Annotated in this window: 9 protein-coding genes; 1 reads left to right on the top strand and 8 read right to left on the bottom strand. The window is 50.4% G+C overall.

The window, feature by feature from the left end; genetic code table 11:
• Nucleotides 1–3,780, top strand: a 3,780-nt coding sequence (locus OEM52_07300) for a fibronectin type III domain-containing protein (protein MDK9699931.1), incomplete at its 5' end; no start/stop codon positions are given.
• 121 nt (nt 3,781–3,901) lie between these two features.
• Here the strand turns inward: OEM52_07300 and OEM52_07295 are convergent.
• The 8 genes from OEM52_07295 to OEM52_07260 form a co-directional block, all read right to left on the bottom strand.
• The gene (locus OEM52_07295) at nt 3,902–10,069 is read right to left on the bottom strand and encodes a glycosyltransferase (GenBank protein ID MDK9699930.1); all 6,168 of its coding nucleotides are present in this window, start codon (nt 10,067–10,069) and stop codon (nt 3,902–3,904) included.
• Between the two features lie 7 nt (nt 10,070–10,076).
• Entirely contained in the window at nt 10,077–11,726 is a 1,650-nt protein-coding gene (locus OEM52_07290; GenBank protein ID MDK9699929.1) for an NAD+ synthase, read from the bottom strand.
• Nucleotides 11,723–12,391 (bottom strand): DUF268 domain-containing protein, encoded by a 669-nt coding sequence (locus OEM52_07285; protein MDK9699928.1) that lies wholly within the window; start codon nt 12,389–12,391, stop codon nt 11,723–11,725. Before OEM52_07285 ends, OEM52_07290 begins: the two co-directional genes overlap by 4 nt.
• A gap of 9 nt (nt 12,392–12,400) precedes the next feature.
• The gene (locus tag OEM52_07280) at nt 12,401–14,416 is read right to left on the bottom strand and encodes a hypothetical protein (GenBank protein ID MDK9699927.1); all 2,016 of its coding nucleotides are present in this window, start codon (nt 14,414–14,416) and stop codon (nt 12,401–12,403) included.
• A 7-nt stretch (nt 14,417–14,423) separates the two neighbouring features.
• Nucleotides 14,424–16,364, bottom strand: a complete 1,941-nt coding sequence (locus OEM52_07275) for a class I SAM-dependent methyltransferase (GenBank protein ID MDK9699926.1) — start codon at nt 16,362–16,364, stop codon at nt 14,424–14,426.
• Between the two features lie 29 nt (nt 16,365–16,393).
• Nucleotides 16,394–17,242, bottom strand: coding sequence for a class I SAM-dependent methyltransferase (locus tag OEM52_07270; GenBank protein MDK9699925.1), 849 nt, complete (start codon nt 17,240–17,242; stop codon nt 16,394–16,396).
• A gap of 66 nt (nt 17,243–17,308) precedes the next feature.
• On the bottom strand, nt 17,309–18,241 hold the full coding sequence (locus OEM52_07265; protein ID MDK9699924.1) for an NAD-dependent epimerase/dehydratase family protein: 933 nt from the start codon (nt 18,239–18,241) through the stop codon (nt 17,309–17,311).
• Nucleotides 18,242–18,291: 50 nt separating this feature from the next.
• Nucleotides 18,292–19,193 (bottom strand): NAD(P)-dependent oxidoreductase (locus OEM52_07260; protein ID MDK9699923.1); only part of this gene is annotated, 902 nt, incomplete at its 5' end.

The raw sequence follows: 19,193 nt of genomic DNA, 5'->3' as shown, positions 1-19,193 counted from the left end.
AACCAATCTTCGGCACCTGTCGAAGGCAATGGACAAGTTCTTGCTTGGGTCACCACTGACATCGATGGGGAAGCCCGTGCGATGCCGCGAGACATCGGCGCCGACGATGGTTCCTTCTTGAGCAATACCGCTCCCGGCAATGTCGCAATTGTAAGTCCGTTGAACGGTGAAGTTGATGTTCTTGGATCAACGACTCTGAATTGGACCTTCGGTGAAAATACTACCGATTGCGATGTGTATCTCTCAACCAATCAAACGCTGGTAGGCAACCTCGATCCAACGGCTCTGGTTGTTGAAGGACAAAATGTTACCAGCTATGATCCGCCCGGCAATTTGAATCAAGGTATTTGGTATTACTGGAAAGTTGTTGCTCGCAATGCAGCTACTTCCGAGACGAATGCCGGTCCAGTTTGGAGTTTCCGTACTTACATTCCACCACTAAGCGGTACGATGACCATCGGTGGGGTGTCTCCGAACTTTGCAACCTTTGCCGATGCGATTAACGCAATGGTCAATGCAGGTGTTGGAGCCGGCGGAGTAACGTTTAATGTTCGTCCCGGCACCTATGCCGAGCGCATTACGGTTCCGTCGATCCCTTCGATTACCGAAACGAGCCCGGTTGTGTTCCAACGGGAAGCCGGTGCGGTAACGGTTAGTGGTTTGGGAACTTCAGCAACCAACGACGCGATGATTTGGTTGAACGGTTGCGATTATGTGACATTCGATGGCATCAACGTGCTCGATCCGGGAACCTCTTCGACCGACTATGTAGAATATGGATACTATGTAACTCCATTCGGTTCTAGCTCCACGGATGGCGCGAATTACAATACAGTTAAGAACGCGATGATCCAGATGCACAAGGTGAATACGAGTTCTTATGGTGTTCGTCAGTATTATGTGACGACACCGACTGCCCAGTCAGGCGCGAACTCATACAACCGCTATCTGAATCTAAAGGTAACCGATACGTATTATGGCGTTTACCTTTATTCCTCCAGCAGTACTTCCTTCTACGATATGAACAACGAAGTTGGCTCGAATTCTTCATCCTTGACCGATCCCAATCGCTTTGTGATTGGTTCCGGTGGTGGCGAAGATATCGGTAACTACGGTTTGTATTTGTACTATGGAAGTAACTATAACGTACACAATATCGACGTTCGCGGCGTTTCGACAGCTTCAACGTCAGGCACGCTATACAGCATGTATGTTTATTACACACGTGGTACTTCTACGGTCAATGGCTGCCGGGTGTACGAAATGTCGAATTCGGCTGGTGGCATCAATTCCACTGTTTATCATCGTGGGATGTATCTCTATCCGCAAAGCGGCCATACATTGGATGTGTACAACAATATGGTGTACGGTTTCACTCATCCACGTACAACCGAGACGACGACACAATACGTCACACCGATCTACAGCGGAAACAGTGGAATATTAAACTTCCATCACAATACGGTAGCAATCGGTACTGGTGTCGGTACCGGACCATCGAGTTCGTGCTGGTACATTGCCGGCGGAGCAGTTACAGCCAACAACAACATTTTCTACAACAACACCCCGGCGCAAACGACTGCGAAGCACTATGGCATCTACCGTAGTTCTGCGACATCGTTTACGTCGAACTACAATGATATCTTTGTTCAAAATGCCAATGGTTTCACTGGTTACTATGCTGGTGATATGACGGATATGGCTGCTTGGCGGACAGCGTCGGGTCAAGATGCGAACTCAATCGCTGATAATCCGATGTTTGTGAACGAAACAACCAATCCTCATATTGGTATTGCCAGTAACTCGATGGTAGAATCAGCTGGTACTCCGCTGGCTTCAATAACGACTGATATCGAAGGGGATGCCCGTAACGCAACCACACCGGATATCGGTGCGGATGAAGGCGTATTTAACGATCCGTTCTCCCCATCGGATGCGACGTTGACCAATGTCACAACTACCTCAATGGTATTGGGTTGGCAAGACAATACAACCGACGAACTTGGTTTCCCGGTGTATATGTCAACCAATGGTACGGATTTCACGTTGTATGCTACTACGGTTCCGAACGTAGTATCATTGCCCATCGGTGGCTTGAACATCGGAACGCATTATTGGTTCCGCGTGTATGCCCAATTACCGGGTGGCCCATCGGCTGGCTATGCTTCTGCGAACGCCTGGACATTGGTGTATGGCGCTAATGTAGGTAGCGGTATTACGATGTCGGCATCGTTGGTCGATCCGGGTTACACAACGGCTGTTGTGAACTCGATTACCGATAACACCGGTAACCCGGTTGGTACTTACTACCGTGTTCTCGAATTGAACTCCGGTAATTATATAACCAACACCGGTGGTTTAGGGGTTACTCCCCGTACCGCATTGGGTGCGAATTGGACTGCTTACAACTTAACTGGCTTGCCGTTAGGTGCATCTTTAAACTTTGTTCCGATTGCTTGCAATGGTGGTGGCGTCGAAGCAACTCCTGCCGGACAAGCTTTCCCGTTACAACTAAACAACTACGCGCAAAGCGGTGGTCCCGATGGCGGTGGTTACTACTTCCGCACCAGTAATGCTGGCGCGACCTATGATTGGGTTGACATTTCTGCAACCGGAACATTAGTACCGTTTCCAAGTTACGACGACAACTATGCGCAGGTTTCGCTGGGTACGTTCACGTTCCCGTATTACGGCACTACAGTATCCGGAGTATTGACAGTAATCACCAATGGTAACGTTCAGATTGGTGCGAGTACTGCTTCTAGTTTAACGAATTATGCCTTACCAACAACGAACCTCAACGCCGGAGCCTTGAGTTTGTTGTGGGATGACTTGATTTATACGACTGGTTGGGGTACAACGACATGGGTTAAGTACCAAAACATCAACGACCAGATGTTTGTCATTACCTACAATGGGTATCGCTATAATGTTACGACAAACACCTTCCTCGCTCAGATTGTTATCTATAGCGATGGTCGGATCAAGTTCCAGTACAACAATGCGCCGAATCCGGCAGCATTTACCTCAACAATCGGTATCCAAGGGGCTCAAACCGGAACGCTGTTTACTCAGTATGCTGTGACTGATATTGGTTGGCCCGGCAATAACTTCGCAATTGAGTTCTCGCAAGGTGTACCGCCGACAACGCCGAGCAATCCAACTCCCGCGGATTTAGCAACTGGTGTAGCGTTAACTCCAACACTGGGCTGGACGTCGAACGGAACAACCTACGATGTATACTTCGGCACCGATAACCCACCGGCAACGGCAGTTTCGATGGGTCAAGCGGGTTCAACTTATTCAGTTGTAGCGCCCTTAGCACAGAATACCCTGTACTATTGGAAGGTTGTTGCCCACAATGCAACTGGTGAAGCACCGGGCGCTGTTTGGAGCTTTACAACAGCGTCCGCTCCGAGCGCACCAGTAGTTTCCTTGACCTATAGCGGCGGAAATGCTAACCTCTCTTGGCCAGCCTCTACTGGTACTGTGACTGGTTATCGAATCTATCGTTATGCAACAGGATACTTCACACCACCGGCAACTGGAACATTGCTTGCAACGAATGATGCAGCAACGTTGACGTATTCCGATTTAGGCGTCAATGGTCAATACTACTACCGCGTTACCGCATTCAACGCAGCAGCTACCGCCTCGGCGCCTCGCAGCAATGAATCGGCAGTCTTAGTGCCACGTTTCATTTCCAATGATCCCGCTTACGGAACTCCGTGGCCGCGGGCGTTAGGTGTGAATCGCGATGCAGCTAAAACTGTGAAGTAAACTATGTTTGTCTGACCGGAGGAGTTTTTCTCCGGTCGGAAGAACAAACAAAAAAGAACGAAGGGGTAGAGAAATCTACCCCTTTATCTTTGATAACAACTTCTGTTAGATGGATGTTACGTTAACCAATGATCGAACGATATACCACTTCCCAGTTACGAGCAGTGTTTTTTAGCGTTCGCTCTCGAATAACAAATTCTCGGGCATTATAGGCGATTTGATTCCGAAGAGAGGTGTTTTCGAGTAACTCAACGATAGCATTTTCCCATCCGCTAACGTCTTCAGAATTCACCAACAATCCGGTTTTACGATGATTAACCGTCGATCGATATGGTGGTAAATCGGCATAGATTCCGACACAACCTGCAGCCGCATACTCTAAGTACTTAATGTCGCTTTTCGCCCGATTAAACGGGTTATCGAGTAACGGTGCGATGGCAATATCGGGTGCATTCGCCAGAAAATGTTCAACAAATCTGTCATAGTTTATAATAATTTCGCCTTGATACTTCATCGCCGGGTGATTCTCCAAGCGACGCGGCAAGAAACCGAAGAATCGAAACTCGATACGGTCGCGATACTTCTCATACAATGCTAACAAGATGGGAATGATTGGTTCTAAATCGGCGGCATGGGTTGGCGTACCCATCCACCCAATCGATACAACTTCACCGGATCGCACAGACAATGGAGTATTCAACCGCCAAAGCTGTTCATCCAATTGATTGGGAATGACAAGGACAGGAAGACCAAACTTACTCATTGCACCCGCTAATTCTTCCGTCGCGACTACGATTGCATCCAGCCACGGTGTGTATCCTCGAATGCACTCGTCGAAATTGTTAATAATATGTTTTTCCGGGTGAGTTTCTGGTACTGCGCCAAAGTGGTCATCCAACTCATAGATGAATTTTACTCCTTGGTTTTTTAAGCGGGTAAAATCAGCTTGCAGCGGCGGGGGAATCTTCGCCATCGAAACAATAACGTCACGCTGGATTAGTACGAGGTCGGGATTTTCAAGACTACTCTTTACAATTTTACGGTCTCTGCCGTTTCCGACCCGAGCGAATGCATGATCAATTTGAAACGCACCGGTGCGCTCCAACGGAGCAAGCACTCGTAATTGTGGACAGGCATTGGTTTCCGGTTCAAGTGAAAAGTAGCAGACTGTTAGTTGTCTGAGATTACTTTTTTTTTTCGGTTCCGGTAAAGCTGTCGCAATCGAGCTGATTTGACTCACACTCGCACTATTTTTGTTTACTTCCGGATAGAAATACGCGGTTCGCTCCTGATAGGAGGTATCATGATCGATGACTGCTTGCCATATTGCTTCCCAGTTCATCGCCGTTACCGCTAGCGTGCGGGTAGATTGCACTTCCCGATAGGCTTCGCGAGCGATTTGCTTTCTGAGATTGGCGTTCTCGATCAGTTCGACAATCGCTTGTTTCCATTCGGCAATGTTACCTGATGAACAAAGCAATCCATTCTCACGGTTGCGAATCGTGTCTTGATAACCGGGAAGATTAGCATACACCCCGGCCGCGCCGGTAGCGGCATATTCGAGGTATTTGATATCGCTCTTCGCGCGATTGAATGGAATGTCTTGCAGCGGGGCGATGCCGATATCGAACGGTTGGGCACAGAACGTTTTCACAAAACGTTCGTAATCGTTGCTCATCGTAGCGGCAAATTCGACGTTACGAATGCCTTGCAATTGCGGCGGGAGCCACCCAAAAAATCGCAGTACAATTCTACCAGAATACTCGGAAAGCAGTTCCTGAAATACAGGAAGCAACGGCGCAATATCGCTTTCGTGCGTTGGTGTTCCCATCCAACCAATCACGATTTTATCGGGTCGCCGCAGACTCTGCAATCGCTCGAATTCGTCGGTCTGTAGGTTCCAGAGTTTTTCATTCAACTGATTCTTCAATAGGAACACTGGTTTGCCATACTGCGCCAAGCGGTCTGCCAATACAGCCGACGATGCAATGAGCCCGGTGAATTTATCGGCATAACGCTGCATCGCGGGAGCAAACCGGGAGAAGAACGGCGCATTGGGATTATCGGCGGGAATCGTGGCGAAATCGTCATCCAACTCGTATAAAAGTGGAATTCCTTGGGTAATCCATTGCTCCATTGCCTTACGCAGCGGTTCGGGCATCGCATCGGCAACCATGACGAAATGACGTTGCCAGTAAAGTAACTGCGGCGGCGTTTCGGCGATTAATCTATCTGCTGGTGAAAAATCGTCGGTGCGATTATAACCGGAGATTGCCCGAAATGTCTTCGCGCGAAACAAGGGATCCCAAAACCGGAGACGACCGCAGGCTTCCTGTGGTTTGTCCCAAGCAAACAAACCGATGGTAGTGGTTTTTGTACCGCTGCGTAGTTTCGGTTCGCTCTTAGTTTTGCTCGCTGCACTTGGCGTAACGGGATGCTGGCGGGCATCGATTCGCAGTTGAAGCTGTTCGAGAAATTCATCCTCGGTAACAGGCGGTGTGATTTCGGTTTTCCTAAGGTCGAGTTCCTTGCTATCCAAAATCACCCGCTTCAATATCTCTGCCAACCGGTCGATGTCATCCAAGGGAAAATGCCACTTGGAATTCTCGTTCGCTTCCGCCGATCCGACCATTACCGGAATACCACAAGCAGTGGCGTACTCGCCGGCAATCCGTTGCGTTTTATCAGTAGCCGGATTGGGGAGCAGCACGATATCGATTCCGCGCATTAATTCCGGATATTTATCGGGAGTGAAACTACTGCGAAACCGGAAAAACGCCCACTCGGGATCGACTTCCATGATGATTCGGCGCATTTCATCGACTTGATCGACTTTTTGTACGCTGCCAAACAAATCAATCGATACCGGAACTTGTTGTTGTTGCAATTGCAGCGACGCATAGACTACGGTTGTGAACCCCGCTTGCAGTGACAACTCGCCAAACAATGCAATGCGAATGGGATGATACAACGGCTTCTTCGTCGCTTCCTTGCCGATTACTTGCCAGTTCCGCACGATTTCAGTTTGAGCCGGCAAAATGAATGCATTCTGCTCAGTCCCGGTTGGTTGGGGACGCAACCACCGCACCTCGGATGGATAACAAGTAATGCCAATTTCGTTCCGGGTTTGGCTGCCTCGCTGGACATGCAATGTTTCGTAAGTCGAGCGATCAAACAAGAACAGACAATTGGTAGCATCGAGCTGGGATGCCAGTTGATGCAGGACGTCGCCATCGTGATGAAAATGAATCGTATCCGGTCGAAACTGCGTTTGTAACCTCGCGAACTCCTCCACCAACGTACCCGCGGTGGAAGAAAACCAATAACAGGGAATTGCCTTTCCGTTGTCGAGCGTTACTTGCGAAGCACGCTCCTGCGTTAACTGTCCCGACCGGAGAATCGCACAAACGCTTTCGACATTGGTCTCCGCTTCCCGAGTTAGCAGCGAGCGCCAATATGGTGGGATTGCAACGGAATCCGCATTCCCTGCGATTTGCGAGAATACATGCAGCGTTCGGAACCGGCGATTCTGCACTTTATATCGCAAACGGGCGGCATGGCTTTGTTCCTCGCACCATGCGACTGCGTCCGGATCGCGGCAGATAAAGGGGAGTCGTTTTGCAATTTCCCATGCTTGTTGAGTCGCTTCGTGCGCGACGCTCCAATCAAGCTCCGGGAAAAGTTGCGGTAACGGGAATTGTTCGAGGATTCTTCTTGCGACTCGGGTTTCGGTGGAACGGTTTTCGGAACCATCAAATTTCGTCGTCAATGGGGACATACAACCGGAATGATGCCGCCAGATGTAAGTTTCGATGGGGACATTGTCGAACACTGCCGTTAGCGCGAGTCTCGACCACAATTCCATATCGTGACCGCGCAAAAACGAGGGATCGAACCGCCCATACCGCTCAAACACGCTCTTGCGCATCAGTACGTTACCCAACGGAAACGGATTCCGTTGCAGAAACGTTCGCAGCATTTCCTCGTTTCGCCCTCGCCACGATTCAAAATGCAGCGTTCCCTTATCCTGCAAATTCTCATCGACGGTTATGGTATCGCCGCAAATGATATCGACGTCGACTTTAGCCTGTGCCGCGTCCCATAATGTCTGTAACGCATTTGGCAACAAAATATCGTCGGAGTCGAGCCAGAAAATCCACTCGCCGCGCGCTTCCACGATACAACGGTTACGAGTATCTGGCGCATTGGTGTGCGGTTTTGCTACGATACGGATTCGGGGATCATTAAAGGCTGCCACAACATCCAGCGAGTTATCGGTCGAGCCGTCATCGACAATGAGTATCTCGAAGCGACGACTGAATTTCTGCTCCAGTGCGCTTTGCAACGATACTGCGACAAACTTGGCACGGTTATACAGCGGCATCGCAATCGTGACATCAGGCGCTTTTTCGCAGCTCGCCGCGATCCGTTTCGTTTGCGCTTGTAATATCGATTGGATTTGTTGCAGCGCGATCGGCGGATTCGCTTCGATGTTCTGTAACGCGTCGATTAAGGGAGGTGAAGCCGATTCACTCGCAGTATTCGCAAGCGCCGCCGGATGGCGGTTTCGCTGCATGGTGAAGATATGAACAGCTTCTTCCGGCTCCGGCTTTGAAAGAAAATAAGGGATATGCCATTCGAGTGAATCGAATAGGTTCTCGCTGAAAGTGGTCAAATACTCGCCCATCAGAAAGAACCATTGTTCAAACCGTTTGGGCAACGTCAACGACCACAACTCGTTGTTGTTATTGTTTACCGTCGTTATTGCATTGACGATGAGGATTCGTCCGCCTGCCGATAATACGCGAGCAAACTCGAGGAGCGCCGTATCGAAATCGATGGTGTAGAATTCCGGGCCGTATAAATAGAGGAAATCGAACGAAGCATCCTCGAAGGGAAGTTGTTCAACTGAAGAAATAACACACTCGAGGATTGAGTCGGACGCACTGTTTTCAAGGATTGGCATAGGAATCGTCCGGAGCGATACGACGCGACTCGCGCCATTTGCCCATGCTGGAAAACGGTGGGAACCGGTGCCGATTAACAATAACCGTTTACCACGAAAATACTCCGGCGTATACTCCGTGAATTCGGTAAGCGGTTTCTCGTGAAGCTCACTACGATACTCGCCCGATGCGAAAACATCGGCGAGCGATATGATAGGAAGAGTTTCCGATGGTTCGGGTCGTTTGGTTTCGCGAACTACCGGTTTTCGTTCAACCGACTTTTTTTTTTCGGTTTCGCTAACCTGCAAAACCCTTGTTAATAGCTGTTTTGCCGGTTCAAATGCGGGGAAGTTCTTGAGTTCGTTGCTACACATCTCCCGGGCAAGATCGAGTTGTTGTAGATGATAATGGGCAACTGCACGGGCAAAGTAATATCCCTGTACTTTCGTTTCGATGGCGTCGGCTTGTTCGAGAATATCCAGTGCTTCCCGTGGTTTTCCCGATTCGATGAGCGACGTCGCATACGACATCAACTTATCCCAATCGAAAGCGTGGGGTGGTTCAGGACGAATCCCTTTCACCGCTGGTATAAAACCCAACGGCAATAAGCGCCAAGTCGCATCAGTGACATTAAACAGATGGTTTCCCATGTTTCCGATCCGCTTATTGCGTTGCGCCTCCTCCCCATTCCAAGCTGCTTCCCTGCCACCTTGGACATGATTGTAGTCGTGGTTTTGATGGACGGCGAAAATCGTCTCGGTAGCGTCGACTAATGCCGCGCCCGACTCGAGCGCCGCTTGCACCAACCAGTTGTCCCAGAATATTCGTCCGATCGCAAAATCGGGAATCGAATTCCACAAACCGGTTGAGAAACAGAAGTAATCGATGCCGGCGGGATTATGCAGCGTGCCATTTCGCATCGTGTAACTGCGCAAATCGGACGCCCAATCGGACGAATGATAATTCCAACGATCGGTCAATTCGATATCCCACCGTTGTCCGATCATCAGGAACCGGTCGAAGTGCTCCGCCGTCGCACCCGCCGCTAACGGGAATTCCGACGGTAGAATAATATCGGCATTGCAATAGCAGAGCGTTTTGAAGGTCGCGTGTCGCTCGGCTAACCGGAACAAGTCGCTGACAATCGGCGTGCCGAATTCGTTGCAACGGACTTCGGGGATATGACGGAAACCGAATTCCTGTGCGGCTTCTGCGACACCGCTCTCCGAACCGAAGAGGATTACCTCGACATTCGAGAGCCGTTTCCAGCTTTCCATGGCGTTGCGTTGAATCGTGCCGTTGTGTCCGGTGAACGGTTTCGGCATTGCAAAAAGTGTCAGCATGAATTCCTCACGACTCACTCCAACGCGCGGCAATCGGCATCCGCCGACCGACCCCAAACGCTTTACTGGTAACGCGCAATCCCGGCGCGGCTTGTTTTCGTTTATACTCGTTACGATCCACCGTCCGAATCACCCACTTCACCGTTTCGGGATCGAATCCATTTGCAACGATTTCCGCAATCGATTTTTGTTCTTCGAGATACAAATCGAGAATCGCGTCGAGGATGTCATAGGGAGGCAACGAATCCTGATCTTTTTGGTTTGGGCGAAGCTCAGCCGACGGCGCTTTGACGATAATAGCGGTGGGAATTACTTCCCGGTGCCGGTTGTACCAGCGTGACAGCTGGTAGACAATCGTTTTCGGAAGGTCGCTGATCGCCGCTAATCCGCCGCTCATATCGCCATAAAGGGTACAGTACCCAACAGCAATTTCACTCTTGTTGCCGGTTGTCAATACGATGCCGCCGAATTTATTCGAGTATGCCATTAGTAGATTACCGCGAATGCGCGCCTGAATATTCTCTTCCGCAATTCCAAACGGCGTATTTGCAAAGGGCTCCGAAAGCGTTGCCAAGTATGTATCGTAGATTTCACGAATCGCCAACGTATCGCATCGAATCCCTAACTTGCTCGCTAATTCGATGGAATCGTCGACCGATCCCGAAGAGGAGTATTCCGACGGCATGGTAACGCCGCGTACGTTTTCCGCGCCGATTGCATCGACGGCAAGACAAGCAGTAAGCGCTGAATCGATGCCGCCCGATAACCCAATCACCGCCTGCTTGAATCCACACTTCGCCATGTAATCGCGAATCCCCAACACCAATGCACCATGCAGCGACTCCATCGGATCGATTGCAGGCAACGTTTCCAATCGATACTGTACAGAAGAATCGACGATCACAGTCGTTTCTTCATAAGAAGGGAGTTTCTCAATGAGCAATCCGTTACCGTCGAACGCCATACTGTTGCCATCGAAGATTATCTCATCGTTCGCGCCGACTTGATTACAGAAGATCATCGGCAGCCGCCATTTGCGGGCATGATTGCCAAACCGGTCGTATCGGATTTTCTCTTTCCCTAATTGGAACGGCGACGCAGAAATATTGATCAGAATCGTTGCGCCTTTTCGCACCAATAGCTCGATCGGATCGGTTTCGTATTCGCGGTGAGTCCCAAAATCGGGATCGTTCCACCCATCTTCGCAAATCGAGATTCCTAACGTTTGGTTGTGGAAAGCGATGACATGACCGGTAGTTCCGGGATCGAAGTATCTGCGTTCGTCGAATACGTCGTAAGTTGGTAAGAGTTGCTTATGCTGTTCGAGGAGAATTTTTCCGTTCTCAATCAGCACTGCGCTATTGTAAAACCCTTTTCCCGTCAGCTTCCCCGAACGGCGGACGGTACCGACAACAATTCCGAAGGTGGGAAATTCGCGCGAGGCATTGCACAGCTCGATTATCGCTTGGTCCAATTTATCGAGGAACCATTCATAACTGAGCAAATCGCGCGGAGGATATCCACAGAGATAAAGCTCCGGCGCGACAATCAACTCGGCGCCGTGGTTTGCGGCATCTCGGCAACTCGCAAGCAGCTTGGTGAGATTTCCGGCGATGTCGCCGACGATGGGATTCAATTGCGCGATAGCGATTTTCATGGTACCGACTCCGGTGCATCGTCCCGTTTCAAAACAAAGCAACCCAACCCGTACAATGCTGGCGCGGTCGGTGTTGTTAATGCAGTTTCTTCCGGTACGGGAACCCAGCGATTGAAATCGTCCTTAACCCAATAACGCGCATACTCAACCCTGTAACCCTTGAGCAATAAGGGTAACCGTTGTTTGCCATAGATCCGGTGCAACGGCCGCCAAATCGTATCGACCCCCACCGGAATCGTCATGATATGAATCGCGTCTTGTTTCATGAACATGCGAAGCCGACGCATTGCCGTTAAATCCCCATCGGGATCGTCGACCGTCACGTCGTAACGTCCAACGACACCAACGTGCTCCACGGTCGAGCAATTGATGATAAGGTCGAAATACTTTTCTGCAAGTGGCAATAGATTAATATCACCCAACACATAACGAAGATTGGGAATTAAAAACGGGCGGCGGATTTCCTGTAAATCGACACCGAGCGTATCGAAGCCGCGCAGTGCGGCAGTTGGCGCTAATGGCGTATGACCGCAGCCGAAATCGAGTGCGCGACCAGGTCCCATCGGGAATTGCGCAGCAACCCAAGTCCATTCGATATCGCGATCGCCGGCGAGATCCATCATCGGGCGTTGTTGCGGCGGCGGTTTCGCAGGAAGTTTCGGCATAATACAATCCTATTGTAACGTCAATTCCGGTAGCTCGATGCTCTGCCATCCCCAATCCACTGGGTTTACGTCGGGCGCTCCCGGTTGCAGTAACGCTTGGCACCACGGCGCGTATTGTCGCTCGTACTGCAATCGTACCGGAGTTTTTTCTTCGCTGGCATCGACCGACCAACTACCGCGATGCTCGATGTGGTACATACGCAGTGGATCGGAAAGCACGACTTGCCGCAATCCCTTACCCAAGGCGGCATGCAGCAACAGCCCATCGATGTAAATCGACCAGAGCGGCACTTCGGGATAACCCCGTAGTAGCTGCCATGACTTGCGATGCAGCAAAGTAAAATCACCGCACGCATTCGTGTGTAACGGCAAGTTCTCACCACTGCGAAGTAATTGCTCGGTATCGAAATTCAAGTCTTTCGATAGTCTCGCAATCTCTTCGCCGTTCTCGGTATGATATGTTTTTCCGATGGTATGGCGGCGAATTAGATGCTCTTCGCAAAAGGCAAACCGCTCATCCAGCGCAAGCACATCGGGAATTGCCGGTTGCGAGATATCGTAGCGATCCATCCGGTAGAATGCGTTAGGGTCTAACTTTGCATCACGCAATAGCTTTACCAACGGTCGATTGAAGAGTACGTCGACGCAAGTCGCCAACACCCATTCGCCGCGCGCCCGGCGGATTCCGACATTTTTTCCGATCATCTGATACAAGGGAATCCGCTGCGAATTCTCCAGCATATTATGAATCGCGTTTTCTACTGTGACGATGCGCAAATCGACCCATTCCGAGTTTTTCCACCCAATTTCTTCTTTGAGTCGCGCGCGATCCGGTGGAGGATTCCACTCGACCATCACGATTTCGGAGCGTAATTGCTCGGCTTCGGCGACCATCCGCCACGTATCGAGAAAGGTGCGAGTTCGCAATAATAAATTACCGCCATGATCGTCGTTGCGGTTGACAATCACCAAACTGAGTCGTATTGGATCTGCTGTTGTTTTGCGAATTGGAGCGACAGTTTTTTGCGTTGTTACCGCTCGAGTACTGGTCAATTCCTGTTCGGGAAGCGGGATGTTGATCATCCCCCAATCGGCTTCATTGAACACAACTTGTTCATGTAACCGGGTCATCCGAAACATAAAACCGTTACAAAGCTGCGTTGAGATGCGGGGAATTTTTCGCTTCTCGAGATTCTGATACAGCGATCCACTCTTTTCCACTTCCGGCGTCCAGCCACCGGTATGTTCTAAATGGAAAATCGCTTGAGGCGGTTCGAGAAATACTTCCTTCGCACCAGAGAAATGCGCTTGAAAACACCATAACGAATCGATATGCAACGAGAATGTATCAAGCTCCGGATAGCCCCGCGTTTTAAACCAGTTGTCGCGATGAGTAAGCGCAAAGTCGCCGCAACCATTGGTATGCAAGCGTTCGCGGGGTATCTGTCCCTCTTCGGGAAAGATCTCCATCCAATCGCCGGTGCGAAGATTCCGCGATCCGTTTCGTTGATGGTGCCGCAGTAAATTCTGCTGGCATTGCTCGAGCAATTGCTGGGAATCGATTACGCTGGGAACCGGCATATCGACATCGAACCGGTCGACCCGGTACTCAGCGTCCCTCTGCATATTACCGGACGCCATCCATTGAACAAGTTCTTCCGAGAAGAGAATATCGATATTCGTTGCGAGGATGTATTCTCCGTGTGCGCGACGAATCCCGACATTTTTTGCAATCATCTGATACAACGGCAAGGCATCGGCATACAGAAAACGGCGATGAACAAAGGTAGGAACAGTAACGATGCGAATGGAAAACCACTCGTCCGGCGTCGGCCAATCCAACGCTTCCGCCAATGTCGGTTTCCCAACTACGGGATTCCATTCCACCAGAATCAATTCGGCGGATAATTTGTTGCGCGTACATTGTTGCTGCAACGAATGCAGAAACATCCGCATTCGATTCAGCAAATCCCCGCCGTGGTTGTCGTTGCGAGCAGTAACGACGATGCTTACCAATGGTTTCATAGAATCGTCAATCGTGCAACAAGGGTACTAACGTATTCAATGCGAGCGGCTCTTGCGCGGCAACGAACACACAACGCAGATTGTGGCGGTCGCGATTGTGCGCGCCGTCGTTCTTCCACTCAAACTTATAATCGATATGGTCGGGCGGCAGTGCTGCACCATAGACATGGGCAAACCCAACCCGATTTAGCGCCATCGCTATCCATGCCGGCGATGGTCGAACCGCCACTCCAGCAACTGCTTGCGAGTAGGTTCCAGTCTCTTCCGCCAACCCGAGCATCGGCAGCGCGCTATCGCTTATAATCGTCTCGAGCATTACCAGTTTGGGATGAAGCGCGGCTATTTTTCTGAGTGCAAGAAACGGATTCTCGAGATGGTATAACAAACCATAAGCAAATACGGCATCAAACTCACCAAGCTTCGTCAGTTCGTCCCGCTCGACATCAGCAACTTCGGATCGGAGGGTGGGATAAAGCACTTTTGCTCGTGCAATATTCTCTGCTCGAACATCGGTCGTAAACACCCGTGCACCGGCTGTTAACAGCCATTGCGCCAAGTGTCCGACGCCACCGCCCAAATCGAGCACTCGCAATCCTCGCAACGGTAAGCCCAGCGAAAGCAGATGTTCCATCCGCGCTTTATTAATCGCCTGCGCCTCTGGGGTGTCGAACGTTTCGGTTTTCTCGTAAACGACCGGTTGCATATTCGGCAGCGCGCGTTTCACATGCACCGGGTAAACGATTGGTTTTCCAGCCGGCGGTTGCGGAGGAATAGCTTTCGCATTCTGCTGTAACTCACGAATCCGGTCGACCAGCAGCCACTCGCCGTTGCTCTTCAACTCCAAGCTGCGAGCGGCTTCCATCGCTTTCGCAAAATCCTGCTTCATCGCATACATGAGCGCCAAGTTGTGAAGTGCGTCGCAGTTGTTTTCGTCTTTTTGTAATGCGACGAGAAATGTATTGATCGCTTGGTCGGGAAAATTCTTTTTAGCGAATAATACGCCAAGGTCGCAATACAATTGCGATTGCGTTGCGAAGGGACGCGCCTTCGTGAGGTTCGCGAGAATTCCATTGATGTCGCCGCGCGCTAAACAATCGGCAGCCGACTGCTTATACCCCTCTCGATCAATGCCGCCATGATAACGGATCAATCCGAACGGTCGCGGCGCAGGCGCGGTTAATGTGTAATCGAGTACGGCTGGCCATTGCCAAATTAACGATTCGGAGATCGTGTCCTTATTTTCCGCCAAGAAAGTGCGAAATCCCAAGACAGCTTGTCCCGCCCATTCAAACGGCGCGGAACCGGGTCGCTCGCCAACGCCAGCTTCGTGCAAATCGTCGCATAATATCACACCACCCGGTCGTACGAATGGAGCGAAACTGTGCAGGTCGTTGATGCAACCATCGCCGGTATGTTTTCCATCGACGAAAAGTAAATCGACTTGATATTTGTCCAGTAGCTGGAGTAGCTCGGGGACCTCGCGCCAATTGGGGACATTCACGGGAACATCGGTGTTGTCCGACCCTTGCGGTTGGGTATTGCATCGGATGAAATGGAGTTTCGCTTTCGAGTCGATGCGTTTTACCAACGACTCGCATTTCGCTTGCGCGAATGCAACGTTATCGATATTCCATTTCTCGCCGTATTGCGTACCGAATATTCCGAGATCGAGCGTAATTAGTACTTCCAAATCGGGATTTCCCAAAATCCAGGATGCAGTCGATAAACCAAATCCAGTGCCGATTTCCAGAATCACCTTAGGACGTTCCCGTTGCGCGAGGCCGTACAGCGCGGGATAATAGGTAACCAACTGTCCTTGCGTTTGACTTGGCTTTGTAAGTACAGCCGCCCACGGATGCCCTTCGACTAAATCGGTTTCCTGCCACAATCGCCATGCATCAATACCAGGATTTTTTTCAATTTCCTTGCAAGTTTCCACCAAAGTCATGGATCGTCTCCTTTACCCGCTCGCTCTCGTTATTGTTGTGGTGTAGCATCTGCACATAAGTGCCAACCGAAACGTTGCTCAAACGCCCGGAACAGCCAGTCCGGCATCCATCGAAAGTACCACACTTTTACATAGCGATACTCTTTGTAGTCGGGAATGCGAAAGGGGAATACGTGGTCGACAGCAGTTTTCGTGACACGAAACCCCTGCAGCAAGTTCTTGATCGTACTGCGGGAGTAACTGTATGTCACCGGACATCCGGTCTGGGCTTCGCTATTGCGCGCAATCCAATGATCGAGTTTCCAGAATTGAAATTTGCCGTCAGTTGCGAGAATCCAGAGCACTTTCCACGACCAACGATGATACACCATTATTTTAACGGTCGTATCGCGTTTGCAATATTTTTTCAATTGCTCGATCACGCGTTCCGGGTGCGGCGTATGGTGAATCACACCAAAGCTGTAGATCAAATCGTATTGCTCGAGCGGAACAACCGACGACAACTCTTCGGCATTCGCCTGATAAAATTTCACTTTGTCGGTTAAACCGAAAACTTGCGCCCGTTGCTCAGCGAGCGCAATCGATTCACCCGATAAATCGATGGCAGTGACTTGCGCTCCAGCGCGGGCGAAATTCATCGTGTCGGTACCGATTCCACAACCAATCTCAAGCACCTTCTTCCCATTCCAGCGCGCGAATTCTGCGAAGCCGGGAATGTGCGGTTCCACCAAATACTTGCGAGCTTCGACTTGATCGAAATACTCCTTCGTCCCGATGGTAGCGGTGCTGTGGCGAATGTTGCAGGGTCGGGCGTTCCAATATTCTTTTACCCGGTCGATTGCGACTTCGTTAAAGACTTGCGCAGATCGAGTTGCCATACGATCTCCTAAAAACTCATCAGTTCATTCGCGCGTCGGACAAGAATGTCCAACGTACGGCATATACTATGGGCGGGCATCCGCCTGCTCTTTGTTTGCGAGATACCAGCGGATCGTTTTTCGCAAACCGTCTCGCAGCGCGGTCGGCGGCGACCATTGCAAAACACTCTTCATCTTGGTTACTTCGAGCACCTTGCGATGAATGCCATCCGGTTTTGTGGCATCCCAGAGAATTTCACCTTCGTAACCGACTTCCGTCGCAATCATTTCCGATAACTCTTTTATACTGGTGCCGATGCCGGTGCCGATGTTCAGACGGCCCTCGTAATCGCTCATCGCAAGACGGTAACAGGCTTCCGCGGCGTCATCGACGTAAATAAATTCACGAATCGGTGACCCAGTACCCCAATTGGTGAGCGAAGGCGCACCGCTCAATTTTGCATCGGCAAATCGCTTCACCAATGCGGCAAGCACATGACTGCGGTACTCACCGAATACATCGTGTTCGCCGTAGAGATTCGTGGGAAGCGGGAGTTGGGTCTTCATTCCCATTTTCTTTTTGTAAACTTGTTGGGCGATTTCCTGCAACTTTTTCGAGAATCCATAAGCAACGACCGAATGATGCAGCTCGCCGTTCCAGAATTCGGTCTCGATTAAATCCCCATCGATATGTCCCGGATACGCGCATGCACTGCCGATTCCCTGTACTTTCGGAACTCCCGCTTTTGCAGCGGCGGCATAGATATTTGCAATCATCAGCGTGTTGATGTGAAACAGGTTATCCGGTTCGTGAACGTTAATGCCGAGTCCGCCGTAGTACGCGGCAGAATGCACCAGCAGCTCAGGAGCCGCTTCTTTTACTGACTCCGCAACCGCATTGCCATCGAGTAAATCGACTTCACTCGAACGCGGAGCAATAACGGTATGTCCACCCTCTTCAAATTTCCGCTTTAGCACCCGGCCAAAAAAACCGGAGCCGCCAGTGATGTAGACTCGCATCGATTCTCCTTATCAGCGACAGGAATGTCGCTGCCACGAAGAGTTAGATATTACACGTTGGAATAGGGGTTGTGAATCTCGATCATTTTCAATCCGCGGATCAATTCATCGACGCCGTCTTCAAAGCCAATTGTCGTATGGAATCCCGCTTTCCGAATCTTCGAGTAGTCGACTTCGTAATTGCGTTGATCGGGATCGGAACCGGTATCAGCGTACTCGAGGAAGTAATCGAATTTGGTTTTGAGATACTCGGCCACATCGGCTTTCGAGAGATTCAACATCTCGTTTCCGACATTGTAGATGTTGTCCTTCATCTTGTCGACATGATCCAATGCGAAAACAAACGAGCGCGCCATATCGCGGACATGAATGAACGTACGCTTGAAATCCTTCTCATAAATGAGGAGGAAATTTTTCGATAACGCGGTAAACACAAAGTCGTTGATCAATAGATCCAACCGAAGCCGCGGACTCAATCCGAATGCAGTCGCATAGCGATAGATCACGACATTTCCGGCATCAAGCAGATGCTGTTCGGCACGGGTTTTCGTCGTACCGTAGATCGTCAATGGATTGAGCGGCGTATCTTCGCGACAGATACCATCTGCGACATACCCGTAATTGGAACCGGTTGACGCCATGATGATCGGAACATTGCTCTTATCGCGAAGCTTGTTGAGGAGAACCGTTCCCTCGAAATTGGTCGTTTCAGCTAAATGGGGGTCTTTCTTACACGCCGGAAACCCGACAATCGCCGCCAAATGGATTATCGCATCGACACCTTTAACCGCTTCCGCCATCGTACGTTCGTCGCGAATGTCCCCTTGAACGAATTGAAAGCGCGGATTGATGAAATAGGGAATCAAACCGTGCCCGCCGAAGAGCAAGCGATCGACCACGCGAACCGAGCAACTGCTTTCGAGAAGTAGTGGGATCAGAACCGATCCAACAT

This window comes from bacterium, assembly GCA_030247525.1.
GTDB lineage: Bacteria > Electryoneota > JAOADG01 > JAOADG01 > JAOADG01 > JAOTSC01.
Note: the sequence above shows the minus strand (reverse complement) of the source record. Positions and strands in the feature narration are given on the sequence as shown.

Coding starts and splice junctions, on each gene's coding strand:
- OEM52_07295 (MDK9699930.1), bottom strand. CDS start 10,069: ATGCTGACACTTTTTGCAATGCCGAAACCGTTCACCGGACACAACGGC.
- OEM52_07290 (MDK9699929.1), bottom strand. CDS start 11,726: ATGAAAATCGCTATCGCGCAATTGAATCCCATCGTCGGCGACATCGCC.
- OEM52_07285 (MDK9699928.1), bottom strand. CDS start 12,391: ATGCCGAAACTTCCTGCGAAACCGCCGCCGCAACAACGCCCGATGATG.
- OEM52_07280 (MDK9699927.1), bottom strand. CDS start 14,416: ATGAAACCATTGGTAAGCATCGTCGTTACTGCTCGCAACGACAACCAC.
- OEM52_07275 (MDK9699926.1), bottom strand. CDS start 16,364: ATGACTTTGGTGGAAACTTGCAAGGAAATTGAAAAAAATCCTGGTATT.
- OEM52_07270 (MDK9699925.1), bottom strand. CDS start 17,242: ATGGCAACTCGATCTGCGCAAGTCTTTAACGAAGTCGCAATCGACCGG.
- OEM52_07265 (MDK9699924.1), bottom strand. CDS start 18,241: ATGCGAGTCTACATCACTGGCGGCTCCGGTTTTTTTGGCCGGGTGCTA.